The organism is Actinotalea caeni, from assembly GCF_009733795.1.
Classification (GTDB): domain Bacteria; phylum Actinomycetota; class Actinomycetes; order Actinomycetales; family Beutenbergiaceae; genus Pseudactinotalea; species Pseudactinotalea caeni.
In genome coordinates, this window is sequence record NZ_WNXX01000024.1 from 1 (window position 1) to 25,929 (window position 25,929).

At 73.1% G+C, this 25,929-nt stretch carries 23 protein-coding genes; 4 read left to right on the forward strand and 19 right to left on the reverse strand.

The window, feature by feature from the left end; genetic code table 11:
* The 18 genes from GPA02_RS18855 to GPA02_RS16095 form a co-directional block, all read right to left on the reverse strand.
* A partial coding sequence (locus tag GPA02_RS18855) for a hypothetical protein (protein ID WP_420809367.1) occupies positions 1–839 on the reverse strand: 839 nt, incomplete at its 3' end.
* 85 nt (positions 840–924) lie between these two features.
* Positions 925–2,457, reverse strand: a complete 1,533-nt coding sequence (locus GPA02_RS16015) for an ATP-dependent DNA ligase (protein WP_240134095.1) — start codon at positions 2,455–2,457, stop codon at positions 925–927.
* 306 nt (positions 2,458–2,763) lie between these two features.
* Positions 2,764–3,759 (reverse strand): polyprenyl synthetase family protein, encoded by a 996-nt coding sequence (locus tag GPA02_RS16020; protein ID WP_156201447.1) that lies wholly within the window; start codon positions 3,757–3,759, stop codon positions 2,764–2,766.
* The gene (gene nuoN / locus GPA02_RS16025) at positions 3,756–5,324 is read right to left on the reverse strand and encodes an NADH-quinone oxidoreductase subunit NuoN (RefSeq protein ID WP_156201448.1); all 1,569 of its coding nucleotides are present in this window, start codon (positions 5,322–5,324) and stop codon (positions 3,756–3,758) included. The genes GPA02_RS16020 and nuoN overlap by 4 nt, the downstream gene beginning before the upstream one ends.
* Positions 5,324–6,877: an NADH-quinone oxidoreductase subunit M gene (locus GPA02_RS16030; RefSeq protein WP_156201449.1), complete on the reverse strand. Its 1,554-nt coding sequence runs from the start codon at positions 6,875–6,877 to the stop codon at positions 5,324–5,326. Before GPA02_RS16030 ends, nuoN begins: the two co-directional genes overlap by 1 nt.
* Before the next feature lie 29 nt (positions 6,878–6,906).
* Positions 6,907–8,817: an NADH-quinone oxidoreductase subunit L gene (gene nuoL / locus GPA02_RS16035; protein WP_156201450.1), complete on the reverse strand. Its 1,911-nt coding sequence runs from the start codon at positions 8,815–8,817 to the stop codon at positions 6,907–6,909.
* Between the two features lie 9 nt (positions 8,818–8,826).
* Positions 8,827–9,126, reverse strand: a complete 300-nt coding sequence (nuoK, locus tag GPA02_RS16040; RefSeq protein ID WP_156201451.1) for an NADH-quinone oxidoreductase subunit NuoK — start codon at positions 9,124–9,126, stop codon at positions 8,827–8,829.
* Complete coding sequence (locus GPA02_RS16045) at positions 9,123–9,953, reverse strand: NADH-quinone oxidoreductase subunit J (RefSeq protein WP_156201452.1); 831 nt, start codon at positions 9,951–9,953, stop codon at positions 9,123–9,125. Before GPA02_RS16045 ends, nuoK begins: the two co-directional genes overlap by 4 nt.
* A complete protein-coding gene (gene nuoI / locus GPA02_RS16050; RefSeq protein ID WP_460361411.1) occupies positions 9,950–10,714 on the reverse strand; it encodes an NADH-quinone oxidoreductase subunit NuoI in 765 nt (254 codons plus the stop codon). Before nuoI ends, GPA02_RS16045 begins: the two co-directional genes overlap by 4 nt.
* Positions 10,711–12,144 (reverse strand): NADH-quinone oxidoreductase subunit NuoH, encoded by a 1,434-nt coding sequence (gene nuoH, locus GPA02_RS16055; protein WP_420809368.1) that lies wholly within the window; start codon positions 12,142–12,144, stop codon positions 10,711–10,713. Before nuoH ends, nuoI begins: the two co-directional genes overlap by 4 nt.
* Before the next feature lie 5 nt (positions 12,145–12,149).
* Positions 12,150–14,807: an NADH-quinone oxidoreductase subunit G gene (locus GPA02_RS16060; protein WP_156201454.1), complete on the reverse strand. Its 2,658-nt coding sequence runs from the start codon at positions 14,805–14,807 to the stop codon at positions 12,150–12,152.
* A complete protein-coding gene (nuoF, locus tag GPA02_RS16065) occupies positions 14,804–16,126 on the reverse strand; it encodes an NADH-quinone oxidoreductase subunit NuoF (protein ID WP_156201455.1) in 1,323 nt (440 codons plus the stop codon). Before nuoF ends, GPA02_RS16060 begins: the two co-directional genes overlap by 4 nt.
* Positions 16,123–17,049 carry an NADH-quinone oxidoreductase subunit NuoE gene (nuoE, locus tag GPA02_RS16070; RefSeq protein WP_156201456.1) on the reverse strand — a complete coding sequence of 309 codons (927 nt, stop codon included), beginning with the start codon at positions 17,047–17,049 and terminating at the stop codon, positions 16,123–16,125. The genes nuoF and nuoE overlap by 4 nt, the downstream gene beginning before the upstream one ends.
* Positions 17,046–18,407: an NADH-quinone oxidoreductase subunit D gene (locus GPA02_RS16075; RefSeq protein WP_156201457.1), complete on the reverse strand. Its 1,362-nt coding sequence runs from the start codon at positions 18,405–18,407 to the stop codon at positions 17,046–17,048. The genes nuoE and GPA02_RS16075 overlap by 4 nt, the downstream gene beginning before the upstream one ends.
* Positions 18,404–19,147 carry an NADH-quinone oxidoreductase subunit C gene (locus GPA02_RS16080; RefSeq protein WP_156201458.1) on the reverse strand — a complete coding sequence of 248 codons (744 nt, stop codon included), beginning with the start codon at positions 19,145–19,147 and terminating at the stop codon, positions 18,404–18,406. The genes GPA02_RS16075 and GPA02_RS16080 overlap by 4 nt, the downstream gene beginning before the upstream one ends.
* Positions 19,144–19,701: an NADH-quinone oxidoreductase subunit B gene (locus GPA02_RS16085; RefSeq protein WP_156201459.1), complete on the reverse strand. Its 558-nt coding sequence runs from the start codon at positions 19,699–19,701 to the stop codon at positions 19,144–19,146. Before GPA02_RS16085 ends, GPA02_RS16080 begins: the two co-directional genes overlap by 4 nt.
* A gap of 10 nt (positions 19,702–19,711) precedes the next feature.
* Complete coding sequence (locus tag GPA02_RS16090; RefSeq protein ID WP_156201460.1) at positions 19,712–20,074, reverse strand: NADH-quinone oxidoreductase subunit A; 363 nt, start codon at positions 20,072–20,074, stop codon at positions 19,712–19,714.
* 31 nt (positions 20,075–20,105) lie between these two features.
* Positions 20,106–21,425 (reverse strand): geranylgeranyl reductase family protein, encoded by a 1,320-nt coding sequence (locus GPA02_RS16095; RefSeq protein ID WP_156201461.1) that lies wholly within the window; start codon positions 21,423–21,425, stop codon positions 20,106–20,108.
* Positions 21,426–21,755: 330 nt separating this feature from the next.
* Here GPA02_RS16095 and GPA02_RS16100 point away from each other — a divergent pair, with 330 nt between their 5' ends.
* Both GPA02_RS16100 and GPA02_RS16105 read left to right on the forward strand, forming a co-directional pair.
* Entirely contained in the window at positions 21,756–22,337 is a 582-nt protein-coding gene (locus GPA02_RS16100; protein WP_156201462.1) for an AAA family ATPase, read from the forward strand.
* Positions 22,334–23,134, forward strand: a complete 801-nt coding sequence (locus GPA02_RS16105) for a CPBP family glutamic-type intramembrane protease (protein ID WP_156201463.1) — start codon at positions 22,334–22,336, stop codon at positions 23,132–23,134. The genes GPA02_RS16100 and GPA02_RS16105 overlap by 4 nt, the downstream gene beginning before the upstream one ends.
* On the opposite strand, the gene GPA02_RS16110 is transcribed toward GPA02_RS16105, so the two are convergent.
* Positions 23,074–23,772 carry a demethylmenaquinone methyltransferase gene (locus GPA02_RS16110; RefSeq protein ID WP_156201464.1) on the reverse strand — a complete coding sequence of 233 codons (699 nt, stop codon included), beginning with the start codon at positions 23,770–23,772 and terminating at the stop codon, positions 23,074–23,076. The genes GPA02_RS16105 and GPA02_RS16110 overlap by 61 nt on opposite strands.
* A gap of 96 nt (positions 23,773–23,868) precedes the next feature.
* Here GPA02_RS16110 and GPA02_RS16115 point away from each other — a divergent pair, with 96 nt between their 5' ends.
* Positions 23,869–24,774 carry a transglutaminase-like domain-containing protein gene (locus GPA02_RS16115; RefSeq protein ID WP_156201465.1) on the forward strand — a complete coding sequence of 302 codons (906 nt, stop codon included), beginning with the start codon at positions 23,869–23,871 and terminating at the stop codon, positions 24,772–24,774.
* A 77-nt stretch (positions 24,775–24,851) separates the two neighbouring features.
* Complete coding sequence (locus GPA02_RS16120) at positions 24,852–25,901, forward strand: alpha-hydroxy acid oxidase (RefSeq protein ID WP_156201466.1); 1,050 nt, start codon at positions 24,852–24,854, stop codon at positions 25,899–25,901.
* The last annotated feature ends 28 nt before the right edge of the window (positions 25,902–25,929 follow it).

Genomic DNA, 25,929 nt, shown 5'->3' on the forward strand with positions numbered 1-25,929 from the left:
GGCCGGGAGCGCGCCCGCGCGAGGCCCTGGGTGAGCGCGACGCCCGCCTCCGCCCACGCCGCGGCGGCCTCCGGCAGCCCGGCCGGCCGGTCCACGAGGTGCAGGCACCGCCGCAGCGCCGACGCGTGGTCGCGCAGCGCGGGGCCGGCGACCGCCTGGCTGCTCACGGGCAGCGCGAGGGCCGTGGTCGTGACGTCGTGCACCCGTTCGACGGCGGCGAGTACCGAGTGCCGCATGAAGGGCGGCAGCGCCGCAGCAGCCGCGGCGAGCGTGTCGTGGCCGCGTCCCTGCAGCCCGACGACGTCGCCGAGCCCCGCCGCGGCCACGGGGCCCGGGCCGCCGGCAGCGGTCCGGACGGCGGCGAGCACCGCGTCGCGCACGGCGTCGCCGTCGGCGTCGGCCGCCCACCCCGGTGCGATCCTGACCACGCAGCCGGCGGGCCCGGGCGCGACGGCGACCGGCCGGGAGGTGTCGCCGTCGGCCGGCACGACGAGGGGGCCCGCCGCCGGCGGCGTGGGTCGCACGGGGCTCGCCGCGTCGGGACGCGGCAGCGCGGAAGCCCAGTCCCCCGTGCGGATCTCCGCGGCGCGCGCGAGCGCGTCGGTGACGGCGGCGCCGAGACGCTCCGGCGGCAGCGCGTCACGCCAGTGCGCGTCGAGGTCGAGCCGGACGACGTCGCCCTCCCGGTCGATGCCGACGTGGACCACGCCCTCGTCGTCGCTGCCCATCGCCAGCCGCGGCAGCGCCGCCCGGCCTGCGGCGAGGTCGCTCACGACGGTCTCGGCGACGGCGCCGAGCCTCCGGAGGGTGGACGTCGTCGTCTCTCGTCTCGAGCTCACACCCCGGTCCTCCACGCACGCCGCGACTTCCCGGTCACGGTAGGTCCGGCGGTCCGCGCGGTCGAGGGCAGACGTGCCCATCGGCTCAGCGCAGCAGCGCCCGCAGCGTGTCGATCGTGTCGGCCTCCTCGGCGGGCTTGGCGTCGGCGCCGGTGCGGTAGCGCTTGACGCGCGCGAAGCGCAGCGCGACGCCGCCCGGGTAGCGCGTGGAGCGCTGCACGCCGTCGATCGCGATCTCGACGACGGTGGTCGGCTGCAGCCACACGACGCCGGGCGTCTCGTGCGTCGCGATCGTCGGGAAGTGCTCGGTCTGCCACCGCAGCAACGCGTCGGTGAGGCCCTTGAAGGTCTTGCCGACCATGACGAAGCCGCCGGGAGGGCCGAAGGCGCCCTCGGGGTCGCGCGCGCCGAGGTGCAGGTTGGACAGCCACCCGGTCCGGCGCCCGTACCCCCACTCCGCGGCGAGCACCACGAGGTCGTAGGTGAGCACCGGCTTGACCTTCAGCCACCGCTTGCCGCGGCGACCGGCCTCGTAGGGGCTCTCGATCGCCTTGACGACGACGCCCTCGTGGCCGGCGGCCAGCGCCTCGTCGAGCACCCGTTGCCCGACCGCGGGGTCGGCGGTGACCTCGCCCGGCACCAGGTGCGGCCCGACGCGCTCGGCGAGGAGCTGCCGGCGGCGCCGCAGCGGCACGTCGAGCAGGTCCTCGCCGTCGGCGTGCAGCAGGTCGAAGAAGAACGTGGACAGCCCGGTCTGCGCGGGGTGCTCGCCGAGCCGGCCGAACCGGCTCATCGTCTCGGCGAACGGCTTGGCGCGGCCGTCCTCGTCCAGCCGCAGCGTCTCGCCGTCGAGGACGAGGTCGCCGCCGGGCAGCCCCGCGACCAGCTCGACGACCTCGGGCACCCGGGGCGTGATGTCGGCGAGGCTGCGCGTGTAGGCGCGCACGACGCCGTCGACCCGGTGCACCTGCAGGCGGGCGCCGTCGAGCTTCGCCTCGACCGACGCCTCGCCGGTCACCTCGACCGCCTCCCCCGCGCTCGCCGCGGTCCCGGCGAGCATCGGCAGCACCGGCGTGCCGGGCGTGAGCCCGATCGCGGTGAGGTCGGCGCCGGTGAGCGCCAGCCGGGCGGTCTCGCCCGGGTCGCCGGTGAGCATCGCGGCCCGGCGCACGACGGCCGCGGGGACGCCGGCCGCGGCCGCGACGGCGTCGAGCACGACCGCCTCGAGCGCACCGGTGCGCACGTCGCCCAGGATGACCCGGCTGAGGAAGTCCTGCTCGGGCGCGGTCGCGGCACCCAGCAGCGCGCCCAGCGTCGTGGCGCGGGCGGCGGTGGAGCCTGCGCCTGCGGCGGCCGCGAGGGCCTCGAGGGCGGCGTCGACGTCACCGACGGTCAGTGTCGGCGCCGGGCTCGGCGCAGGCCGCACCGACCGCAGCGTCTGCACCCCCACGCCCGTGCGCCCCTGCCTCGGCTTGCCGACCAGCATGCCGACGGCAGGGACGACCTCGGCGGGGTCGAGCTCGCCCAGCAGCCCCGCGAGCGCCGTCACCTTCGCGCGCCGCCCCGACGTCGCGGCGACCTCCTCCGCGACCTCGACCACCCGCGCCAACGCCGTCACGGCCCTACTGTCGCATCCCCCACCCACACAGGGTTTCAACCCACTCCTGCCCCCAGAAGTAGTTTCAACCCACTCCTGCCCCCAGAAGTAGTTTCAACCCACTCCTGCCCCCAGACGAGGTTTCAACCCAGTCTCGCCACCGGACGGGTTCAACCTGCTGTCGGCCACCTTCCCGGGACTCGTGCCCCTCGCTGCGAGAGGCGCTCGGCCGCTGAGACCACCCCAGCGCCGGCACAGAAGCGAGACGCTAGAAAGGGGCAGAACTGGGTTGAAACCCTTCCCGGGGGCAGAAGTGGGTTGAAACCGTCAGGCGAGGCGGTCGACGAGGAGGTCGGCGAAGGCGGTCAGGGCCTGCTTGGCGGCGGACTCGGGCAGCGGGTCGAGCTCGGCGACGGCGTCGGCGGCCCAGCCGCGGGCCATCGAGCGGGCCTCGTCGAGCACGGGGTGGCTGCGCAGCCGGTCGAGGGTCGAGGCGCGCACGTCCTCGTCGTCGGAGTCGAGGTCGCGCAGCACGCTCGCGCCGACCTCGTCGAGGGTGCCCGCGGCCGCGCGGGCGCGTAGCAGCAGCACCGGCATCGTCGCGACGCCGGCGCGCAGGTCGGTGCCCGGCTCCTTGCCGAGCGTCGAGGCGTCCGACACGAGGTCGATGACGTCGTCGGCGAGCTGGAACGCGACACCGACCTTCTCGCCGTAGGCGATCGACGCCGTGACGGCGGCCTCGTCGGCCCCCGAGAACAGCGTGCCGTAGTGCGCGGCCGCCGAGATCAGCGACCCCGTCTTGTCGGCCAGCACCCGCAGGTAGTGGTCGACCGGCTCCTCGCCCTCGCGCGGGCCGATCGTCTCGTGCAGCTGGCCGAGCACCAGCCGCTCGAACGCCTCCGCCTGGATCCGCACCGCGACCGGCCCCAGCTCCGAGACCATCCGGGACGCCTTCGCGAACAGCAGGTCGCCGGTGAGGATCGCGATCGAGTTGCCCCACAGGTGCTGCGCGCTCGGGGCGCCGCGCCGCAGCGGCGCGTCGTCCATGACGTCGTCGTGGTACAGCGTCGCCAGGTGCGTCAGCTCGGTGGCGACGGCGGCCGTGCGCACCTGCTCGTTGATGCCGCTGCCGAAGTGGGCGGTGAGCATGACGAGCACCGGGCGCAGCCGCTTGCCGCCCGCGTCCATGAGGTGACGCGACGGCGTCTGCACGAGCGGGTCCGCGTTCGACGCGGCATCGGTCAGCCGCCGCTCGACGTCGTCGAGCTCGCCGAGCACGACCTCCTCGAGGCCGGCGTCGCCGAGATCCAGGGTCGAGGTCACAGCAAGAACTTAGACGCCTGCGCCGTGATCGCAAGAATCGCGCTCGGGACCACACCCAGCAGGACGGTGCCGACGGCGCACACGACGACCGCGACCGCGGTCAGGCCCTCGGTCCGCACGACCGTCGTCGACGAGCCGTCCTCGGCGACCGGCGGCTCCGTGAAGAACATCAGGACGATGATCCGCACGTAGAAGAACGCCGCCGCAGCCGAGGCGAGCACGGCCACCACCACGAGCGGCCAGGCACCTCCTGCGACCGCCGCCGAGAACACCGCGAACTTGCCGGTGAAGCCCGCCGTCAGCGGGATGCCCGCGAACGACAGCAGGAACAGCGCGAACGAGACCGCGAGCACCGGGCTGCGGCGGCCGAGGCCGGCCCACTCCGACAGGTGCCCCGCCTCGGAGGTGACGTTGCCGTCGGCGTCCTTGGTGCGCACCAGCGACACCAGCCCGAAGGAGCCGACCGTCGCGAGGCCGTAGGCGAGCAGGTAGAAGATCACGCCGCCGATGCCGCGCTCGTCGAGCGCGATCACGCCCAGCAGCAGGAAGCCCGCGTGCGCGACCGAGGAGTAGGCGAGCGTCCGCTTCATGTCGGTCTGCACGATCGCCAGCACGGTGCCGACCACCATCGTGAGGATCGCGACCGTCCACAGGAAGGGCGCGAGATCCCAGGTCAGCCCCGGGGTGACGACGTAGACGAACCGCAGCAGCGCCGCGAACGCCGCGACCTTGGTGCACGCCGCCATGAAGCCGGTGACCGACGTCGGGGCGCCCTGGTAGACGTCCGGCGTCCAGGCGTGGAACGGCACGGCGCCGACCTTGAACAGCAGCCCGACGATGACGAGCGCGCTGCCCGCGAGCAGCAGCCCGTCCATGCCCGCCATGGCCGGCACCGCGACCGCGAGCTCGTCCAGCCGCACCGAGCCGGCGTAGCCGTACAGCAGCGCCAGCCCCATGAGGAAGAACGCCGAGGAGAAGGCGCCGAGCAGGAAGTACTTCAGCGACGCCTCCTGCGACAGCAGGCGGCGGTAGCGCGCCAGCCCCGCGAGCAGGTACAGCGGCAGCGAGAGCACCTCGAGCGCGATGAACATCGTCAGCAGGTCCGCGGCCGCCGGGAACACCAGCATGCCGGTGACGGCGAACATCGTCAGCGGGAAGACCTCGGTCTGGGCCAGCCCCGCACGGCGGGCCTGGTCCTCGTACTCCGAGCCCGGGACGGCGGCGGCGGTCGGTGCGAAGCCGTCCTCGCCGCGGGAGCGGTCCGCGATGACGAGCAGCGCGAGCAGCGACAGCACGAGCAGCACGGCCTGCGCGAGCAGCGCGGGGCCGTCCTCGCGCAGCGCGCCGGCGACGAGCTCGCGCGGCCCGCTGCTCTGGACGACGGTCCAGCGCCACGTCACGGCGACGAGGGCGCCGGCGACCGCGAGCGCGGACAGCGCGAGCTGCACGAGCCGGCGGGACGCCCGCGGCACGAAGGCCTCGACGAGCACGCCGATCACCGCCGCGCCCAGCAGGATGAGGACGGGGGTGAGAGCGGCCCACTCGATGTGCGGCGCGACGAACATCAGGCGACCCCTCCGACGAAGAAGGTAGAGACGGCGTCAGCGACCGGCGTCAGCGCGTCGAGCACCGGGGCCGGGTAGAAGCCGAGGAACAGCATGGCGGCGACGAGGACACCCATGACGACCTTCTCGCGGCCGCCGAGATCGGGCATCCCCGCGTGGGTGGTCGACGGCGGTCCCGTGAACACCCGCTGGTAGGCCAGCAGGATGTACAGCGCCGCGAGCACGACGCCGAAGACCGCGACGATCGCCATCCACGGGGCGTGCTGGAAGGTGCCGAGCAGCACCAGGTACTCCGGCACGAACCCGGACAGGCCGGGCAGCGCGAGCGACGCGAGACCGGAGACCAGGAAGGTGCCGGCGATCAGCGGGGTGACGCGCTGCATGCCGCCGTAGGCGGACATGTCCTGGGTGCCGCCGCGCTGGGTGAGGAACCCGCCGACGAGGAACATCGCGGCGGTCGAGACGCCGTGGGCGACCATGTAGATCATCGCGCCGGTCATCGCCGTCGACGTGCCGACGAAGATGCCGAGCACGATGAAGCCGAAGTGCGACACCGACGTGAACGCGATCATCCGCATGAGGTCGTTCTGCCCGATCGCGAGCAGGCCGCCGTAGATGATCGAGACCAGCGCGAGCACGATGATCACCGGCGCCGCGGCCCGCGAGGCCTCCGGGAACAGCGGCAGGCAGAGCGCGATCATGCCGAAGGTGCCGACCTTGTCGAGCACGCCGACGAGCAGCGTCGAGGTGCCCGGCGGGGCCTGCTGGGCGGCGTCCGGCAGCCACGTGTGCACCGGCCACATCGGTGCCTTGACGGCGAACGCGACGAAGAAGCCGAGGAACAGCGCCAGCTCGGTGCCGTACGGCATCGCGAGCGGCTGGGCGCCGTCGAGCAGGAACGCCTGCGGGCCCTGGTCGGTGCCGACGAAGAAGTACCCGACGACCGCGGCCAGCATCAGCAGACCACCGGCGAGGGAGTACAGCAGGAACTTGATCGCGGCGTAGCGGCGGTTGGGCCCGCCGTAGACCCCGATGAGGAAGTACACCGGGATCAGCATCGCCTCGAAGAGGACGTAGAACAGGAAGACGTCGCGGGCGGCGAAGACCGCGATCATGAGCGCCTCCAGCACCAGCACGAGCGCGACCCAGCCGGCCTGCCGGTAGGCGAGGGCCTTGGCGGCGGCCGACTCGTCGTCGTCGGCGACGCCGGCGGGCAGCGTCACCTCCTTCCAGCCGGCGACGATCACCAGCGGCACCAGGAGGGTGGCCAGCAGGATCATCGTCAGCCCGAGGCCGTTGACGCCGACGGCGTAGCTCGCCCCGAACGCAGGGATCCAGCCGTTGGTCTGCAGGTACTGGGTCTCGGAGGCGGCTCCGAGGTCGAAGCCGGCCGCCAGCGCGACGGCACCGGCGAGGACGACGAGGCTGGTCGCGAGACCGATGGGTCGCGCGAGCCGCCGCAGCGGCGGCACCAGCCACACGACCGCGGCCACGAGGGCCGGGACCAGGACGAGGACGGTCAGCGGGGACTGTCCGAGGATGTCTTGAGGCATCTGTTCTCTTCTCTGCGCTTCCCGCTGGCTCAGATCCGCGTCGCGAGCACGGCGACGAGGACAAGGACGACACCGACGGCCATGAGCGCGCCGTAGCTGCGGACGAAGCCGTTCTGGACCTTCCGCAGCCGCTCGCCCCAGCCGACGGCCCCGGCCCCGAGGCCGTTGACGGCGCCGTCGACGACGGCGGTGTCGGCGTAGGTCATGGTGCGCACCAGGTGCGTGCCCGGGCGGGCGAAGACCGCCTCGTTGACGACGTCCTGGTACAGGTCGCGACGTGCGGCCCGGGTGAGCACCGACCCGGCGGGGGCGGTGACCGGCACGCGCGCGGCCCAGTACTGGCGCCAGGCGAGGAAGACGCCCAGCGCGACGAGGACGAGGGTCGCGGCGATCAGGACCGGCACCGGCACGACCGGCTCGTGGTGCTCGACGTGCCCGGTGACCGGCTCCAGCCAGTGGAAGAACGACTCCCCCACCATCAGCACGCCACCGAGGGCGGCCGAGCCGAGCGCGAGGACGATCATCGGGACGGTCATGAGCGCGGGCGACTCGTGGGGGTGCTGCTCCGGGCCCGGCTGGTCGTTCTTCCCGTCGTTGAACCGCGGCTCGCCGTGGAAGGTCATGAAGAACAGCCGCGACATGTAGAACGCGGTGATCCCGGCGCCGATCAGCGCCGCGCCGCCGAGGACCCAGGGCTGCCAGCCCTCGCCCACGAACGCGGCCTCGATGATCTTGTCCTTGCTCCAGAAGCCGGAGAACGGCGGGATGCCGAGGATCGCGAGCCAGCCGAGGCCGAACGTGATCCACGTGACCCGCATGTACCTGCTCAGCCCGCCGAAGCCGCGCATGTTGACCTCGTCGTTCATGCCGTGCATGACCGACCCGGCGCCGAGGAACATCCCGGCCTTGAAGAACCCGTGCGTGAACAGGTGGAAGATCGCGAACGCGTACCCGATCGGGCCGAGCCCCGCGGCGAGCATCATGTAGCCGATCTGCGACATCGTCGACGCCGCCAGCGCCTTCTTGATGTCGTCCTTGGCGCAGCCGACGATCGCACCGAAGAGCAGGGTCACGGCACCGACGACGGCGACGACGAGCTGCGCGGTCGGGGCCGCCTCGAAGATCGGGCCGGAGCGCACGATGAGGTAGACGCCGGCGGTGACCATCGTCGCGGCGTGGATGAGCGCCGAGACCGGGGTCGGGCCCGCCATCGCGTCGCCGAGCCAGGCCTGCAGCGGGAACTGCGCCGACTTGCCGCACGCGCCGAGCAGCAGCGCCAGCCCGATCGCGGTGAGCCAGCCCTCGCTGAGGCCGGGCACCGCGGCGAACACCTCGTCGAACTCGACCGAGCCGACGGTCGCGAACAGGGCGCCCATCCCGATGAGCAGACCCATGTCGCCGACGCGGTTCATGACGAACGCCTTCTTGGCGGCGACCGCGTAGTCGGTGCGCTGGTTCCAGAACCCGATGAGCAGGTAGGACGCCAGACCGACGCCCTCCCAGCCGACGAACAGCAGCGCGTAGGAGTCCGCGAGCACCAGGATCAGCATCGCGGCGACGAACAGGTTCAGGTAGGCGAAGAACCGGCGCCGGTCGTCGTCGTGCTCCATGTACGCGACCGCGTACACGTGGATGAGCGTGCCGACGAAGGTGATGAGGATGAGGAACGTCACCGACAGCGGGTCCACGAGGAACCCGGCGTCGACGCTCAGCTCACCGGCGGGGATCCACGAGAACAGGTGCACGCCCACCGAGCGGTCCTCGGCCGGGGAGCCGAGCAGCGAGAGCAGCAGCAGCACCGACAGCACGCAGGACGCGGCGGAGGCCGCCACCCCCAGCCAGTGGCCGAAGCCGTCGGAACGACGGCCCAGGAGCAGCAGCACACCCGCGCTGAGCAGCGGGATCGCGACGACGAGAGTCGCGGCCAGATCGACGGACATCCGAGCGCCTCAGCTCTTCAGCAGGCTGGCGTCGTCGAGGGACGCCGACCCGCGGGTTCGGAAGATGGACACGATGATCGCGAGCCCGATGACGACCTCCGCCGCGGCGACCACCATCACGAAGAAGGCGATCACCTGCCCGCTGAGGTCGCCGTGCATGCGGGCGAAGGTCACGAGGGTCAGGTTCGCGGCGTTGAGCATGAGCTCGACGCCCATGAAGGCGACGATCGAGTTGCGGCGCACGAGCACCGCGGCCGACCCGATCGCGAACAGGATCCCCGCGAGGACCAGGTAGTTGACGAGGCTCACGCGTCGATCTCCTTCGCCTGAGTGCCGGTCGGGGCCTCGACCGCCGGGCTGCCGTAGGGGTGACCGGCGTCGGCCAGCTCCTCCGCGCTGGGGAGCTCACGCTCCTGCCCGCGCACCCGCAGCACCGTGGTGATCGACTCCTCGACCGGGTTGCCTGCGGCGTCGACGGCGGGCATGTCGGCCGAGTTGTGGCGCGCGTAGACGCCCGGGCCGGGCCGGTTGACGACGAGCGTCGCGTCGCCGCCGGCGCCGTAGCGCTTGAGCTTGGCCTCGGCGAGCGTGCGCTGGTCGACCTTGATGCCCAGCCGCACCCGGTGGGTCAGCGACAGCGCGCCGACCGCGGCGGTGATGAGGAGGGCGCCCGTCAGCTCGAACGCGAACACGAAGTCGCTGAACACCAGCCGTGCGACGGCGACCGGGTTCGAGTCGGCGTTGGCCGCGGCCAGCCCGACGGGCTCCGGGAGCACCGCGCGCGTCACGACCGCGCCGAGCAGGATCGCGAGGCCGAGCGCCGACAGCGCCGCGAGCCAGCGCTGCCCGCGCAGCGTCTCGGTGAGCGACTCGGTCGAGTCGACACCGACCAGCATGATGACGAAGACGAACAGCATCATGACCGCGCCGGTGTAGACGACGACCTGCGCGACCCCGAGGAACGTCGCCTCGTTCGCGATGTACATGACCGCCAGGCCGACCATGACACCGGCGATCGAGACCGCGATGTGCACGGTGCGGCGGGCGAACAGCAGCGACAGCGCGCCCAGCACCATCAGCGGGGCGAGGATCCAGAAGAGGACCCCCTCGCCCGCGGAGATCGTCAGCCCGGTCACTGCTCGCCTCCCTGCGCGGCGCCGGCGCGGACCGAGCCCCGCTCGGCAGCGGCGGCGGCCGAGTCCAGCGTCGGGTCGTCGGGGCGGTGGCGCCGCACCCACTCGACCTGCTCGGGCGTGGGGCGGGTGACCTCGCCGCGGTAGTAGTCGCCGTCGGTGGTGCCCTCGACCATCGGGTGCGGGGCCGCGAGCATGCCCTCACGCAGCGGCGCGAGCAGATCCTCCTTGGTGAAGATCAGGTCGGCGCGCGAGCGGTCGGCGAGCTCGAACTCGTTGGTCATCGTCAGCGCGCGGGTCGGGCACGCCTCGATGCACAGCCCGCAGAAGATGCACCGCAGGTAGTTGATCTGGTACACGCGGCCGTAGCGCTCGCCGGGCGAGTACTGCGCCTCGGGGCTGTTGCTGGCGCCCTCGACGTAGATCGCGTCCGCCGGGCACGCCCACGCGCACAGCTCGCAGCCGATGCACTTCTCCAGGCCGTCCGGGTGCCGGTTGAGCTGGTGCCGGCCGTGGAACCGCGGCTCCACCGGCGCCTTCTCGCGCGGGTACTGCTCGGTGACGACCGGCCGGAACAGCGTGGCCATCGTGACGCCGAACCCCGCGACGGGCGCGACGAGCGCCTCGACCGCGTTGGCCGGCTCCGGCAGCAGGTCGGCCGCCGGGGTGCCGGGGATGTCGAGGGCACCCTGGCCCCGCACCGGCTCCCGCCGCTCGACCTCGCCGCCCTCGGGCGTCGGGGTGGTGGTCTCGTCGTCGCTCACTTCTCGTCCTCCCCTGCGCCGACCGTCGTCTCGCTCGACGACGGTGCGGCCGCTGGTGTGGTGACCCGCGCCTTGCGCGGCGACGGGGGCAGCTTCTGGCCGGGCAGCGGCGGCACCGGGTAGCCGCCGGCGAACGGGTCGAACGGCTCGGCGTCCGCCGCGGAGCCGGTGCCCGCCTTCGCGGTGCCGGCGGCGCGCTTCGTGCCCGTGGCGTCCTTGGCGTCCTTGGCGTCCTTGGCGTCGTCCTCACCCGGGAACAGCAGCATCAGCACCGCCGCGACCACGAGGCCGCCGACGACGCCGAGCAGCAGCTGGCGCCACTCGATCGTGAGCACGGTGCCGCCGAACGACAGCAGCGCGTCGGGACCGGTCGACAGACCCTTGAGGACCGCGTAGAACACGACGGTCGCGAGGCCGGCCGGGATCAGCACCTTCCAGCCGAAGTTCATGAACTGGTCGTAGCGGAACCGCAGCAGCGTGCCGCGGACCCACACGAAGAACGCCATCAGCAGCCACAGCTTGGCCAGGAACCACAGCACGCCCCACCAGCCGGTGTCGAGCGCGCCGTCGAACAGCAGGCCGATGCCGAACGGCGCCCGGTAGCCGCCGAGGAACAGCGTCGTGGCGACCGCGGAGACGTTGAGCATGTTGATGTACTCGGCGAGGAAGAACCAGGCGAACTTCATCGAGGAGTACTCGGTGTGGAAGCCACCGACCAGCTCGCCCTCGGCCTCCGGGAGGTCGAACGGGAGCCGGTTGGTCTCGCCGACCATCGAGATGATGTAGATGATGAACGCCGGCAGCAGCGTGAACGCCCACCAGGTGTTCTCCTGCGAGGCCACGATCTGCGACGTCGACATCGAGCCGGCCCACAGGAACACGCTGACGAGCGCGAGGCTCATCGCGAGCTCGTAGGAGATCACCTGCGCGGTCGAGCGGACCGCACCGAGCAGCGGGTAGGTGGAGCCGGAGGCCCAGCCGCCCAGCACGATGCCGTACACGCCGAGCGCCGTGATGCCCAGGATGTAGAGGACCGCGACCGGGAAGTCGGTCATCTGCAGCGGCGTCACGACGCCGAAGATGCTGACCTCGGGGCCGAACGGGATCACCGCGAACACCATGAACGCGCAGAACACCGAGATGATCGGCGCGACCAGGTAGATGATCTTGTCGGCCGCCTTGACGGTGATGTCCTCCTTGAGCAGGAGCTTCATCGCGTCGGCCAGCGACTGCAGCAGACCCTGCGGGCCGTTCCAGTTCGGGCCGATGCGCTGCTGGAAGCGAGCCACGAGACGGCGCTCGAACCAGATCGCGAACAGCACCGACAGCAGCAGGAACACGAGGATGGCGGCGCCCTTGAGGATCGTCACCAGGATCGTGTCGTTGCTGAAGTCGGCCGCGGTCGCGGACTGGGCCAGCACCGGCGCCATGCCGTTCATCGGGTGACCTCCGCGTCGGTCGGGTGGGCGGCGGCCTCGAGGCGGACGGCGTCGCCCGCGCCCGCGCCGAGCATCCGGTACAGCGAGGAGCCCGGCGAGTGCAGCGGCAGCCAGGCCACGTGGTCGGGCATCGGCGTCACGAGCGCCGGCAGCGTGACCGAGCCGAGCGGGCCGCGCACGGTGACCCGCTCGCCGTCGCGCACGCCGAGACCGGCGGCGGTCGCCGGCGAGATGCGCGCGACCGGGCGGTGCGCGGTGCCGGCCAGGTACGGCTCGCCGTCCTGGCAGCGCGCGGCGTCGATCATCATCCGCCAGGTCGCGAGCGTGTGCTCGCCCTCGCGGCGCTCGACACGACGACCCTCGACCTGCGGGGCGGGCACCCGGGCGCCGTCCCAGCCGGAGAGCTCGTCGACCTCGGCACCGGCGGCCGCGACCGAGTCTGTCCCGAGCCGCACGCCCATGCCCCGGGCGAGCATGTCGAGCACCTGGGCGTCGGAGCGCGCGCTGGTCGCGAAGACCGCCTCGAACGGCCGCGGACGACCCTCCCAGGTGAGGAAGCGGCCCGCCTTCTTCGTGGGCGGAGCGACCGGCAGCACGACGTCGGCGTAGCGCGACAGCGCCGAGCTGCGCACCTCGAGCTGGACGACGAACCCGGCGTCGCGGACGGCCTGCTCGGCCGCACCGGAGCCCGGCAGGTCCTCGACGTCGACGCCGCCGAGCAGCAGGCCGCCGAGCTCGCCGGCTCCGGCCGCGGCCAGGATGCCCGTGAGGTCGCGACCCGGCTCGGCCGGCAGCGACCCCTCGACGCCCCAGGCGCTCGCGATGTCGACGCGGGCCTCGGCGTCGGTGACCGGGCGACCGCCGGGCAGCAGGCCCGGGAGCAGACCAGCCTCGACGGCGCCGCGGTCGCCCGCACGCCGGGGCACCCACGCCAGCCGTGCACCGGTGGCCTCGGCCAGCGCGAGCGCCGCCGTCAGACCGCCGGGCACCTGCGCGAGCCGCTCGCCGACGAGCACGACGGCGCCCGGCGCGCTCAGCGCCTCGCGCAGCGGGCCGTGGTCGGCCTCGCCCGCGGCGATCGCACGCAGCGCCTCGGTCTCACCACCGGGTTCGGTGGTGACCACGGCCGCGCGCATCTTGACCGAGCCGCGGGTCGCGAACGGCGCGACCGTCGTCACGGAGGTCTTCTTCGCGAGCACGGCCTTGCGCAGCCGCAGGAAGATCGTGCCGGCCTCCTCCTCGGGCTCGAGCCCGACGAGCAGCACGTGCGGCGCGGCCTCGAGGTCGTTGAACGTCACGCCCATGCCCGTGCCGGCGACGGCGTGCCCCAGGAACTGCGCCTCCTCGGCGCTGTGGGCGCGGGCCCGGAAGTCGACGTCGTTGGTGCCCAGCACCACGCGCGCGAACTTCGACCAGGCGTAGGCGTCCTCGAGCGTCAGGCGACCACCGGGCAGCACGCCCACGCCACCGTTCTCGGCGGCCTCGGCCAGCCCCTGCGCGGCGAGCGCGATCGCCTCCGACCACGAGGTCGGGACGAGCTCGCCGGTCTCCTCGTCGCGCACGAGCGGTGCCTCGAGGACGTCCGGCAGCGACTGCCACGCGAACGCGAAGCGGTCCTTGTCGGTGATCCACTCCTCGTTGACCGCCGGGTCGTTGCCCGCGAGCCGGCGCAGCACGACGCCGCGACGGTGGTCGACGCGGATCGCGGAGCCGCACGCGTCGTGCTCGGCGACCGACGGCGTCGAGACCAGGTCGAACGGGCGGGCCCGGAACCGGTAGGTCGCCGAGGTCAGCGCCCCGACCGGGCAGATCTGGATCGTGTTGCCCGAGAAGTACGAGGCGAACGGGCGGCCGGTGGTGTCGACCTCGGCCGCGCCCACCGTGTAGGAGACGCCCGAGAGGAGGGCCGGGTCGCCGTCCGGGCCCGTCATCTGGTCGGTGACCGCGACGTCGCGCGGCTCGTCGCCGCCGAACGCGGAGAAGCCGAGGATGCCCTCGTCGAACGCGCCGATCTGCTGCGGCAGCATGCCGTGCTCGGAGCCGCCCGGGTGACCGCCGCCGCGTCCCTGCAGGTCGATGAACGGGTCACCGGCGATCTCCGCCTGGAACCGCGTGCAGCGCTGGCACAGGATGCAGCGGTCGCGGTCCAGGAGGATCTCGGTCGAGATCTTCACCGGCTTGGGGTAGGTCCGCTTGACGTCGGTGAACCGCGACGTCGCGCGCCCGTTGCTCATCGCCTGGTTCTGGAGCGGGCACTCGCCGCCCTTGTCGCAGACCGGGCAGTCCAGCGGGTGGTTGATGAGCAGGAACTCCATGACGCCGTGCTGCGCCTTGTCGGCGACCTCCGACGTCCGCTGGGTGTTCACCACCATGCCGGGCGAGATCTCCATCGTGCAGGAGGCCTGCGGCTTCGGCATCTGGCGGAGGTTGCCGTCGCGGTCGGGCGTCGACACCATCACCAGGCACTGGCGGCAGGCGCCCGCGGGCGCCAGCAGCGGGTGGTCGCAGAAGCGCGGGATCTGGATGCCCACCTGCTCGGCGGCGCGGATGATCAGCGTGCCCTTGGGCGCGGTGACCTCGACGCCGTCGATGGTCAGGGTGACGTCCTCCGGCTTCGCGACGGCGCCGGTGGCGGAGTTGGCGGTGGTGGTCATCGGGCGGCTCCGGCGAGCTCGGTGAAGAGGGCGTTGGCCTCGTAGGGGAAGAGCTCCCAGGCGGGCGTGTGCATGCCCTGCTCGAACTCCTCACGGAAGTGCTTGATGCCGCTCTTGACCGGCGTCGCCGCGGCGTCGCCGAGCGCGCAGAAGGAGCGGCCCTCGATGTTGTCGGCGATGTCGAGCAGCAGGTCGACGTCGCCCTCGCGGCCCTGCCCGGCCTCGAGCCGGTGCAGCACCTCGCGCAGCCAGTAGGTGCCCTCGCGGCACGGGGTGCACTTGCCGCAGGACTCGTGGCTGTAGAAGTCCAGCCAGCGCGTGACGGCGCGCACGACCGAGACCGTCTCGTCGAAGATCTGCAGCGCGCGCGTGCCGAGCATCGAGCCGGCCGCGGCGACCGAGTCGAAGTCGAGCGGGACGTCGAGGTGCTCGGCGGTGAAGATCGGCGTCGAGCTGCCGCCCGGCGTCCAGAACTTCAGCTGGTGGCCGTCGCGGATGCCGCCGGCGAGGTCGAGCAGCTCGCGCAGCGTGATACCGAGCGGCGCCTCGTACTGGCCCGGGCGCGCGACGTGGCCCGAGAGCGAGAAGAACCCGTGGCCCTTGCTCTTCTCGGTGCCCATCGAGGCGAACCAGTCCTCGCCGCCGCGGATGATGCCGGGCACCGAGGCGACCGACTCCACGTTGTTGACGACGGTCGGCCGCGCGTACAGGCCCGCGACCGCGGGGAACGGCGGCTTGAGGCGCGGCTGGCCGCGGCGCCCCTCGAGCGAGTCGAGCAGCGCGGTCTCCTCGCCGCAGATGTAGGCGCCGGCGCCCGCGTGCACGGTGATCTGCAGGTCGTAGCCGGTGCCCATGATGTTCGTCCCGAGCAGCCCGGCCTCGCGCGCCTCGCGCACGGCCGCGAGCAGCCGGCGGTACACGTGCACGACCTCGCCGCGCAGGTAGATGAAGGCGTGGTTGGCGCCGATCGCGAAGCTCGTGATCGCCATGCCCTCGACGAGCGCGTGCGGGTTGGCCATCATCAGCGGGATGTCCTTGCAGGTCCCCGGCTCGGACTCGTCGGCGTTGACGACGAGGTAGCGGGGGCCGCCGTCCGGCGGCGGCAGGAAGGACCACTTGAGGCCGGTCGGGAAGCCGGCGCCGCCGCGGCCGCGCAGGCCGGAGTTCTTGACGACGTCGACCAGGCTCGCGGGCTCCTGGTGGATCGCGTGCCGCCACGCCTCGTAGCCGTGGTGCTGCGTGTACGTCGCGAGGGTCCAGGGCTTCTCGGCGTCCCAGATGTCCGACAGGACCGGTCCCAGCATGGCGCGCTCGCTCATGACTCATCCTCCTCGGATGCCTGCTCGGGTGCCTCGCCGGCGCCCGACGGCGCGGCGGTCGCGTCGTCCGACGGCTCCTGCGCGGGCGCGGGCTGGTCGATCGCCTCGGTCTTCTCGGCGTCGGTGTCGGCCGCGGTGGTCGGCTCGTGCTCGGCGCTCGAGCCGACGTCGCCGACCGGCTCGGTGCCGGCCTGCTCGACGGCCGCCTCGGGGGCGTCGCCGCCCAGGCGCGAGCCGTCGATCGGGGGCGCGGTCCAGCCCTTCTCGCGCGCGAGCCGCAGCCCCGCCATCGTGGCGTCGCCGCCGGCGCCGCCCTCGTCGGCGCGGCCGTCCTCGAAGCCGGCGAGCACGCGCGACATCTCCTTGAAGGTCACGACCTTGTCGGCGCCGCGGGTGGGCGTGACGTCACGGCCCTCGAGGATCGCGTCGACGACCGCGAGCGCCGACTCCGGCGTCTGGTTGTCGAAGAACTCCCAGTTGACCATCATCACGGGCGCGTAGTCGCAGGCCGCGTTGCACTCGATCCGCTCGAGGGTGATCTCGCCGCCCTCGGTCGTCTCGTCGTGGTGGATGCCGAGCCGCTGGCTGAGCCGCTCGAAGATCGCGTCGCCGCCCATGACCGCGCACAGCGTGTTCGTGCAGACGCCGACGGTGTAGTCGCCGTTGGGGCGCCGCTTGTACTGGCTGTAGAAGGTCGCGACGGCGGAGACGTTCGCGCGCGAGATGCCGAGCACCTCGGCGCAGAACGCGATGCCCGCGGGCGAGACGTAGCCGTCCTCGGACTGCACGAGGTGCAGCAGCGGCATCAGCGCCGAGCGGGGCTCGGGGTAGCGCGCGAGGATCTCCTGGGCGTCGGCGTCGAGCCGCTCCCGCACCTCGGGCGGGTAGCCGTCGAAGCCGCGGTGCGTCGTCGGGCTGCTCATCGGTCGACACCTCCCAGCACCGGGTCGATCGAGGCGACCGCCACGACGACGTCGGCGAGCCCGCCGCCCTCGCACATGATGCCGAGGGACTGCAGGTTGTTGAACGACGGGTCACGGAAGTGCACCCGGTACGGGCGCGTGCCGCCGTCGGAGACGAGGTGGACGCCCATGATCCCCTTCGCGTGCTCGATCTGCTGGTAGACCTGCCCCGCCGGCACCCGGAAGCCCTCGGTGACGAGCTTGAAGTGGTGGATCAGGGCCTCCATCGAGGTGCCCATGATCTCCCGGATGTGGTCGAGGCTGTTGCCCTGGCCGTCGGACCCGACCGCGAGCTGCGCGGGCCAGGCGATCTTGCGGTCGGCGACCATCACCGGGTGCTTGCCGGAGCGCTCCTGCGCCTCGAGACGGTCGAGCACCTGCTCGACGATCTTCAGCGACTCGCGCGCCTCGGCGAAGCGGACGACGACGCGCGCGTAGGCGTCGGCGTCGGTGTGGGTCGGGACCTCGAAGTCGTAGGTCTCGTAGCCGCAGTACGGCTGCGCCTTGCGCAGGTCGTAGGGCAGCCCCGCCGAGCGCAGGATCGGGCCGGCGCAGCCGAGCGCCATCGCGCCGGCGAGCGGCAGGTAGCCGACGCCCTTGGTGCGGCCGATGAAGATCGGGTTGGCGAGCGTGAGCTTCTCGAGCTCGCCGATGCCGTTGCGGATGCGCGGGATCGCCTCGCGGATGCGGGCGGTCGTGCCGGGCGGCAGGTCCTGCGCGACGCCGCCGGGGCGGATGTAGGCGTGGTTCATCCGCAGGCCGGTGATGGCCTCGAAGAGCCGCAGGATCTCCTCGCGCTCGCGGAACGCGATCGTCATCATCGTGGTCGCGCCGAGCTCGTTGCCGCCGGTGCCGATCGCGATGAGGTGGGAGGCGACCCGGTTGAGCTCCATCATCAGCACCCGGATCAGCGTGGCCCGCTCGGGCACGTCGTCGGTGATGTCGAGGAGCTTCTCGACCGCGAGGCAGTACGCGGTCTCCTGGAACAGCGGGGCCACGTAGTCCATGCGGGTGCAGAACGTCACACCCTGCGTGAACGTGCGGTACTCCATGTTCTTCTCGATGCCGGTGTGCAGGAAGCCGATCCCTGCACGGGCCTCGGTGACGGTCTCGCCCTCGATCTCGAGGACGATCCGGAGCACGCCGTGGGTCGAGGGGTGCTGCGGGCCCATGTTGACGACGACGCGCTCGTCGCCGAGCCGCGCGGCGTCCGCCGCGATGTCGTCCCAGTCGCCGCCGAGCGCGGTGTACTCGCGCACGCCCTCGGTGCCTGCTGCTCCCGCGCCGCCTGTCGCGCGGGGCGTGGAGGTGCTGGTCATGAGTAGCTCCTGCGGTTGTCGGGCGCCGGGATCGTCGCACCCTTGAACTCGACCTCGATGCCGCCGAGCGGGTAGTCCTTGCGCTGCGGGTGGCCGACCCAGTCGTCGGGCATCTCGATCCGGGTGAGGGCCGGGTGACCGTCGAAGATCACGCCGAAGAAGTCGTAGGTCTCGCGCTCGTGCCAGTCGTTGGCCGGGTACACCTCGACGACCGACGGCACGTGCGGGTCGGCGTCGGGCACGGCGACCTCGAGCCGGATCGAGCGGTTGTGCGTCACCGAGTTCAGCGGGTAGATGCAGTGCAGCTCGCGGCCGGTGTCGTTCGGGTAGTGCACGCCGTTGACGCCCAGGCACAGCTCGAACCGCAGGTCCTGGTCGTCGCGCAGCGCCCGGACGACCGCGAGGAGGTGCTCGCGCGCGACGTGGATCGTCAGCTCGCCCCGGAAGACGACGACCTTCTCGACCGCGTCGTCGAACGCGATCCCCTGCTCGCCGAGCACCTCGGCGAGGATGTCGACGACCTCGTCGAAGTAGCCGCCGTAGGGCCGCTCGCTCGGGCCGGGCAGCGCCACCGTGCGGACGAGACCGCCGAAGCCGGAGGTGTCGCCGGTGCCGCGCACGCCGAACATGCCGGTGCGGACGTCGACGATGTCGATCGGGGCCCGCTCGGGGCGCGCGAGCGCGCCCTCGACGTTCTCGGGCGTCGCGCCGCCGTCGCTCTGGACGTTCTCCTCCGTCATGCCAGCAGGCCCTTCATCTCGTGGGTGGGCACGGCGTTCAGCGCGGCCTCCTCGGCCTTGCGGGCGATCTCACGGCGGTGCGGCCCGAAGGCCTGGTCCTTGATGACGTGCTTCTGCAGCTCGAGGATCGCGTGGATGAGCATCTCCGGGCGCGGCGGGCAGCCGGGCAGGTAGATGTCCACGGGCAGCACGTGGTCGACGCCCTGCACGATCGCGTAGTTGTTGAACATGCCGCCGGAGCTGGCGCACACGCCCATCGAGATGACCCACTTCGGGTCGGCCATCTGGTCGTAGACGGTGCGGATCACCGGCGCCATCTTGTGGCTCACGCGGCCCGACACGATCATCAGGTCCGCCTGCCGCGGCGAGGCCCGGAAGACCTCCATGCCGAAGCGCGAGCCGTCGAAGCGCGGGGTGCCGAACGCCATCATCTCGATGGCGCAGCAGGCGAGGCCCATCGTGACCGGCCACAGCGAGGCGCTGTGGGCCCAGCCGACGAAGTCCTCGACCTTGGCCAGCGCGAAGCCGGACGGCGTCTTCTCGTCGTAGCTCATTCCGGTCACCTCAGTCCCAGTCCAGGCCGCCGCGGCGCCACTCGTACACGAAGGGCACCGTGATCAGGAAGATGAATCCGAGCATCGCGACGAGCCCGAAGATCGCGAGCTCGGAGAACGCGACCGCCCACGGGTACAGGAACACCACCTCGATGTCGAAGATGATGAAGGTCATCGCGACCAGGTAGTACTTGATCGGGAACCGGCCCATGCCGACGGCGTGAGGGCTCGGCTGGATGCCGCACTCGTACGCGTCGACCTTGACCTTGTTGTAGCGCTTGGGCCCGATGACCGCGGAGGCGGCGATGCCGCCGACCGCCATCAGCAGCGCCAGCGACGCCATCACGATGATCGGGATGTAGGGGTTCGTCATCGGGTTCCTCGGATCTTCCTCGCCGCCGCCCTCATGCTGCGGGCACGATCTTGGTGAGAGCGGTGATGACGCGGTCGGAGATGTCCCCGCCACGGGTGTCGTAGCTGTCGGAGAGCAGCTTGAGCACGAAGTTCATCAGGTGCTTGCGCGGCAGCCCGTACGTGGTGCAGATGTGCATCACCTCGGGGCGCTCGATGAGCCTGACGAACTGCCGGCCGAGCTGGAAGTAGCCGCCGACGTCGTCGGCCATGCGGGTCGCGTAGGTCGCGAGCGTGCGCTCCCGCTCGGCGGCGGTGCCGCGCACCAGCGCCTGGCTGATGACGTCGGCCGCGATGCGCCCGGCCTGCAGCGCGTAGGCGATGCCCTCGCCGTTGAACGGCGAGACCATGCCCCCGGCGTCGCCGACGAGCAGCAGCCCGCGCTGGTAGATCGGCTTGCGGTTGAACGACATCGGCAGCGCCGCGCCGCGCACCGGGCCGATCTGGTTCTCGGGGGTGAACTCCCACTCCGCGGGCGCGTTGCGCATCCAGGCGGCGAGCAGCGCGCGGTAGTCGAGCTGGGTCGCGCGCGCGGTCGAGGAGACCGAGCCGAGCCCGACGTTGGCGGTGCCGTCGCCCAGCGGGAAGATCCAGCCGTAGCCGGGCAGCAGGGCGGAGCGTCGCGGCTCGCCCTCCCACAGCTCGAGGTGGGACTCCATCCACTCGTCGTCGTGGCGCGGGGTGCGGAAGTAGGTGCGCACCGCGACGCCCATCGGGCGGTCGTCGCGCTTGGCGATGCCCATCGCGGTCGCGAGCCGCGCGGAGACGCCGTCGGCCGCGACCACGACCGGGGCCCGCAGCTCGATCTCGGCGTCGGCGCCCTCGATCCGGCGGCCGCGGGCGTCGACCTGCCGCGCGGTCACGCCGACGATGCGGCCGGTGCGGTCGTCGACGACCGGGCCGGTGACGTTGACGCCCTCCATGAGCTTCGCGCCAGTGGTGCGTGCGTGGTAGGCGAGCGTCTGGTCCAGGCCCATGCGGGCCTTGGCGAGCCCGTAGGAGGGGTAGCGGTCGATCTCCGGCCAGGGCAGGTGGATCGTGTGGCCGCCGCCGACGACGCGCAGACCCTTGTTGCGCATCCAGCCGTCCTCGGGGCGCATCGGCACGCCCATCCGGACCAGCTCGGAGACGGCGCGGGGCGTCAGCCCGTCGCCGCACACCTTGTCGCGCGGGAAGGTGGCCTTCTCGAGCAGCAGCACCGAGCGCCCGGCCGCCGCGAGGTAGTGGGCGGCCGAGGCGCCTGCGGGTCCGGCGCCGACGACGATGACGTCGGCGTCGTCGTCCCTCGTCCGGGCCACGTCGGCACCTACCATTTCCAACACGTCGGAGTGACTAAAATCCTTGCGATTCCACGGTTCGTGCACGACTCCGACACAGCTCGCGCACCCCTCCCGACCTTAGCGTCGATCCGGGTGCAGCCCTGCACCGACAGGGCGTCCTCGGCGCCCTGAGGGCCGAGTTGGTGCCGGTTGGGACACCGTCCGGCAGGTGGACCGTGACGCACATCACGCCTGGACGCGCGAGCGGCCGGCGGACGCGCCGTGCCGGGCGCCCGCGGTCGTCGTCGCGAGGTCCGACCCGGGGGCTCTCCCCCGCCGGGAAACCCCGTGGACGCGACCGCGACCGCGCGGCAGGGTGGAGGCGTGGCGCAGCTCGTGACGATCGTCGGTCCCCTCGCCTCGGGCAAGGGCACGGTCGCGCACGCCGTCGCCGACCGGCTCGCCGCGCAGGGGCGCACCTCGGTCGTGGCCGACGTCGACGACGTCGCCGCGATGGTCGCCGGTCGCGGCGCCGGGGCGAGCGGGCTGTGGCCCGCCGCGCACGCCGCGCACGGCGCGCTGGTCGCCGGCTGGCTGGCCACCGAGGCCGACGTGGTGCTCGCGGTCGGCAACGTCTACGACGCCGACGAGCGGCGCGCGCTGGCGGCGTCGCTGCCGCCGGCCACGCCGGTGCTGCGGGTCGTGCTGGACGCGCCGCTGGCCGTGACGTGGGCGCGCGCGGTCGACGACCCCGCGCGCGGCCTCTCGCGGGAGCGTGGCTTCCACGAGCGCGCCCACGCGCGCTTCCGCGCCCTGCTCCCGACGATCCCGGCGGACCTGGTCCTCGACACCGCGACGCTCTCCCCCGAGCGCTGCGCGGACGCGGTGCTGACGAGGCTGACGAGGCTGACGACGCTCACCGGGCCCGTGGAGCGGGGGCAGGCCGCAGCCGAGGAGCCCCGATGAGCGTCGCGGTCTTCGTCGCGGTGACGACCGCGGTCTCCGCGCTGCTGTGGCTGCTCGGCGCGGCCGCGCCCGGAGAGCTCGTGGTCGCGGCGCTGCCGGTGAGCGCGCTGATGTTCGTGGCTCCGGGGATCGGGGCGGCGGTCGCCGTGCGCGTGCGCCGCCGCTCGGGACCGCCCGACGGCGCGTGGCCGGCCGCCGCGCGGCGGGCGCTGCGGTGGGCGGCGCTGCTGCCGGCCGTCGTGCTCGCGGCCGCCGCGCTCGACGCCTGGGTGGGGCCGACGACGCCCGACCCGGTGCCGTCTGCGACGGCGCTGGTCGTGGTGTCGCTCGGCCTGCTCGTGAGCGGGCTCGTCGAGGAGTCCGGCTGGACCTGGTTCCTGCGGCGAGCGCTCGGCGAGCGCTGGGCCGCCACGCTGCCGACCGTGCTCGTCGGGCTCCTCTGGGCGGGTCTGCACGTGATCCCCTGGACGCAGGCAGGGCGCTCGCCGGGCTGGGTGCTCGGGCAGGCCGCGTTCTCGGTCGCGCTGCGGCTGCTGATCGCCGACGTCGTCGCGCCCGCACCCGAGCGCGCGGCGGACGCGCGGACCGGGCTGCTGCTGGCGACCGTGCTGCACGCGACCTACAACATCGCGTGGGTCGCGCTGCCGGTCCTCGGCCTCGGGTACTCGCCCTGGCTGACGGCCGCGCTCACGCTCGTCGTGGTGCTGGCGCGACAGGTGCGCCGCGCCGCACGGCGTCAGGACGCCGGCTTGGCCGCCCGGTGGAGCGCGACGAGCCCGCCGGTCAGGTTGCGGTAGGCGACCTTGATCCAGCCGGCGGCGGCGATCCTGCGCGCGAGCGTGCGCTGGTCGGGCCAGTGCGCGATCGACTCGTTGAGGTAGGAGTAGGCGTCGCTGTTCGACGACACCAGCCGCGCCACCCGCGGCAGCACGGTCGCGTTGTAGAACCGGTAGCCCGCGCGCACGACCGGGTTGGGCGGCGTCGAGAACTCGCAGATCACCAGCCGGCCGCCCGGCTTCGTCACCCGGTACATCTCCCGGAGCGCCTTGTCGGTGTCGACGATGTTGCGCAGCCCGAACGAGATCGTGACGGCGTCGAACTCGGCGTCGCCGAACGGCAGGTCGGTCGCGTCGCCGACGACGAACGGCAGGTCGGGCCGGCGCCGGCGGCCCACCTCGACCATCCCGGGCGAGAAGTCGCACGGCACGACGTCGACACCCGCGTCGGCCAGCGGCTCGCTCGAGGTGCCCGTGCCCGCCGCGAGGTCGAGCACACGCTCGCCGGGCAGGGCGTCGATCGCCTGGATCGTCGCGCGCCGCCACCACCGGTCCAGACCGAGGCTGAGCACGTCGTTGGTGAGGTCGTAGTTCTTGGCGACCCCGTCGAACATGCCTGCGACGGCGGCGGGATCCTTGTCGAGGTCGGCGCGGGTCATGCGCCCATTCTCACCCAGGGGGTGCGCGCACGGCGCCACCGCTGCGGCGTCGGGATGTCCCTGGACGGTGTCGGCCCCGGGTGGCACGCTCCGAGCATGACCGAGCCCGCCGCCGTCGTCGACCACGCCGCCCACACGCCGTACACCCGGCCGGGCCGGTTCGCACCCCTGCTGGCGGCGCTGCCGATCGACCCGCCGGCGCTGTCGGAGGTCGCGCGCAACGTGATCGTCCACTACCGCTCTGCCGACCGGAAGCTGCCGCAGGAGACCGACGACGACATCGACCTGCGCTGGCTCGAGGACATCCTCGCGACCGACCAGCGGCGCCACGGCACCCCGCTCGCCGAGCACCGGGCGCCCGAGCAGCGGCTGCAGGGTTGCTGCCGCGACCACACCCTGCTGTGCGTCGCGGCGCTGCGCGAGCACGGGCTGCCCGCCCGCTCGCGCCTGGGGTTCGCCGGCTACTTCCAGCCCGGCGAGCACGCCGACCACGTCGTCGCCGAGGTGTGGCTGGAGGGGCGCTGGCGTCGTTTCGACCCCGAGATCGACGCGCCGCGCGAGGCGCTCCCGCAGCCGATGGACATGCCGACGGCGCAGCTCGGCTCGACCGGGTTCGTGACCGCGGCGCAGGCGTGGGTCGGGTACCGCCGCGGCGAGGTCGACCCGATGGACTACGGCGTCGCCGGGGTCGCGGAGCTGCGCGGGGTGCGGTTCCTGCTCGAGGAGGTGATCCAGGAGGTCGCGCACCGGTTCGGCGACGAGCTGCTGCTGTGGGACTCGTGGGGCCGGATGGATGCGCCCGGCACACCGGTCACCGAGGACGACGAGCGCTGGACGGACGAGATCGCCGCGCTGCTGCTCGCCGCCGACGCGGGTGACCTCGACGCCGAGCGACGCCTGCTCGAGAGGTACCGCAGCGATCCGGGTCTGCACCCCGGCGACACGATCGTGCAGGCCTCACCACGCGGGCGACCCCCGGTCCAGGTGCGGCTGCGGGACTGAGGCGCCACCGACCACCGCGGCGCCGCCGCCACGACACGGACGGCCCCGGCCGCGGGGCGGGACGGCACAATGGCGCCGTGCTCCCGGTGCTGCGAGACCTGGCGGCGCGTGCGGAGGCCGCGCTCGACCCCGGCTGGTTCGACTACGTCGAGACCGGCGCGGGTGAGGAGGTCGCGCTGCGCGAGGCCGCCGCGGCCTGGCGCGAGCACCGCCTGCGACCCCGGGTGCTGCGGGCCGCGGGCGAGCCGAGCACCGCCGTCGAGCTGCTCGGGACGGCGCTCGATACGCCGGTCGGGGTCGCGGCGACGGGTTACCACCGGGTGCTCGCGGCCGACGGCGAGGTCGCCACCGCCGCCGGCGCGCGCGACGCGGGCGCGCTGCTGGTGGTCTCGACGCGCGCCACCTCCCCGTTGGCCGAGGTCGCGGCGGCGGCCGGCCCGTGGTGGCTGCAGGTCTACCTCACCCGCGGGCGCGCGGTGATCGAGGGTCTGGTCGCCGAGGTGGTCGAGCTCGGCGCGAGCGCGCTCGTGCTCACCGGGGACACCCCGCTGCTGGGCACCCGCGCGCGGACCGGCCGCAGCGCGCGCGACGTGCCTCACGCGTGGCAGCTGGCCAACCTGGGCCGTCACCTGCCCGCGGGCGCCGACCCCTGGCACGCGGTCGCGCAGGACCCGGCCGCGTCGCTCGACGACATCGGGCGGCTGGCCGAGATCTCGGGGCTGCCGGTCCTCGTCAAGGGCGTGCTGCGCGCCGACGACGCCCGTGCGTGCGTCGACGCGGGCGCGGCCGGGCTGGTGGTGAGCAACCACGGCGGCCGGCAGCTCGACCGTGCGGTCGCCACCGCGCACGCGCTGCCCGAGGTCGCCCAGGCGGTGCGCGGCGAGGTGCCGGTGCTCGTCGACGGCGGCCTGCGCTCGGGGCTGGACGCGCTCGTCGCGCTGGCTCTGGGCGCCGACGCCGTCATGCTCGGGCGGCCGGTGCTGTGGGGGCTGGCGGCCGACGGCGCCGCAGGCGTGCGCACCGTGCTCGACGCGGTCACCGCCGACCTGCGGGAGGCGCTCGCGCTGCTGGGCGCCGCCTCGGTCGCCCACGTCGCTCGCGACGACGTGGTCGTGCCGCGCCGCTGAGCGGCGGTGTGGCGAAGCCGACGCCGCG

Bases quoted from the DNA above. Each gene is read 5' to 3' on its own strand.
- GPA02_RS16090 (WP_156201460.1), bottom strand. From the start codon at position 20,074: ATGACGAACCCCTACATCCCGATCATCGTGATGGCGTCGCTGGCGCTG.
- GPA02_RS16105 (WP_156201463.1), top strand. From the start codon at position 22,334: ATGAGCGTCGCGGTCTTCGTCGCGGTGACGACCGCGGTCTCCGCGCTG.
- nuoH (WP_420809368.1), bottom strand. From the start codon at position 12,144: ATGGCGCCGGTGCTGGCCCAGTCCGCGACCGCGGCCGACTTCAGCAAC.
- GPA02_RS16095 (WP_156201461.1), bottom strand. From the start codon at position 21,425: ATGGTAGGTGCCGACGTGGCCCGGACGAGGGACGACGACGCCGACGTC.
- GPA02_RS16075 (WP_156201457.1), bottom strand. From the start codon at position 18,407: ATGACCAGCACCTCCACGCCCCGCGCGACAGGCGGCGCGGGAGCAGCA.
- nuoL (WP_156201450.1), bottom strand. From the start codon at position 8,817: ATGTCCGTCGATCTGGCCGCGACTCTCGTCGTCGCGATCCCGCTGCTC.
- GPA02_RS16085 (WP_156201459.1), bottom strand. From the start codon at position 19,701: ATGAGCTACGACGAGAAGACGCCGTCCGGCTTCGCGCTGGCCAAGGTC.
- GPA02_RS16030 (WP_156201449.1), bottom strand. From the start codon at position 6,877: ATGCCTCAAGACATCCTCGGACAGTCCCCGCTGACCGTCCTCGTCCTG.
- GPA02_RS16110 (WP_156201464.1), bottom strand. From the start codon at position 23,772: ATGACCCGCGCCGACCTCGACAAGGATCCCGCCGCCGTCGCAGGCATG.
- GPA02_RS16080 (WP_156201458.1), bottom strand. From the start codon at position 19,147: ATGACGGAGGAGAACGTCCAGAGCGACGGCGGCGCGACGCCCGAGAAC.
- nuoN (WP_156201448.1), bottom strand. From the start codon at position 5,324: ATGTTCGTCGCGCCGCACATCGAGTGGGCCGCTCTCACCCCCGTCCTC.
- GPA02_RS16115 (WP_156201465.1), top strand. From the start codon at position 23,869: ATGACCGAGCCCGCCGCCGTCGTCGACCACGCCGCCCACACGCCGTAC.
- nuoF (WP_156201455.1), bottom strand. From the start codon at position 16,126: ATGAGCGAGCGCGCCATGCTGGGACCGGTCCTGTCGGACATCTGGGAC.
- GPA02_RS16060 (WP_156201454.1), bottom strand. From the start codon at position 14,807: ATGACCACCACCGCCAACTCCGCCACCGGCGCCGTCGCGAAGCCGGAG.
- nuoE (WP_156201456.1), bottom strand. From the start codon at position 17,049: ATGAGCAGCCCGACGACGCACCGCGGCTTCGACGGCTACCCGCCCGAG.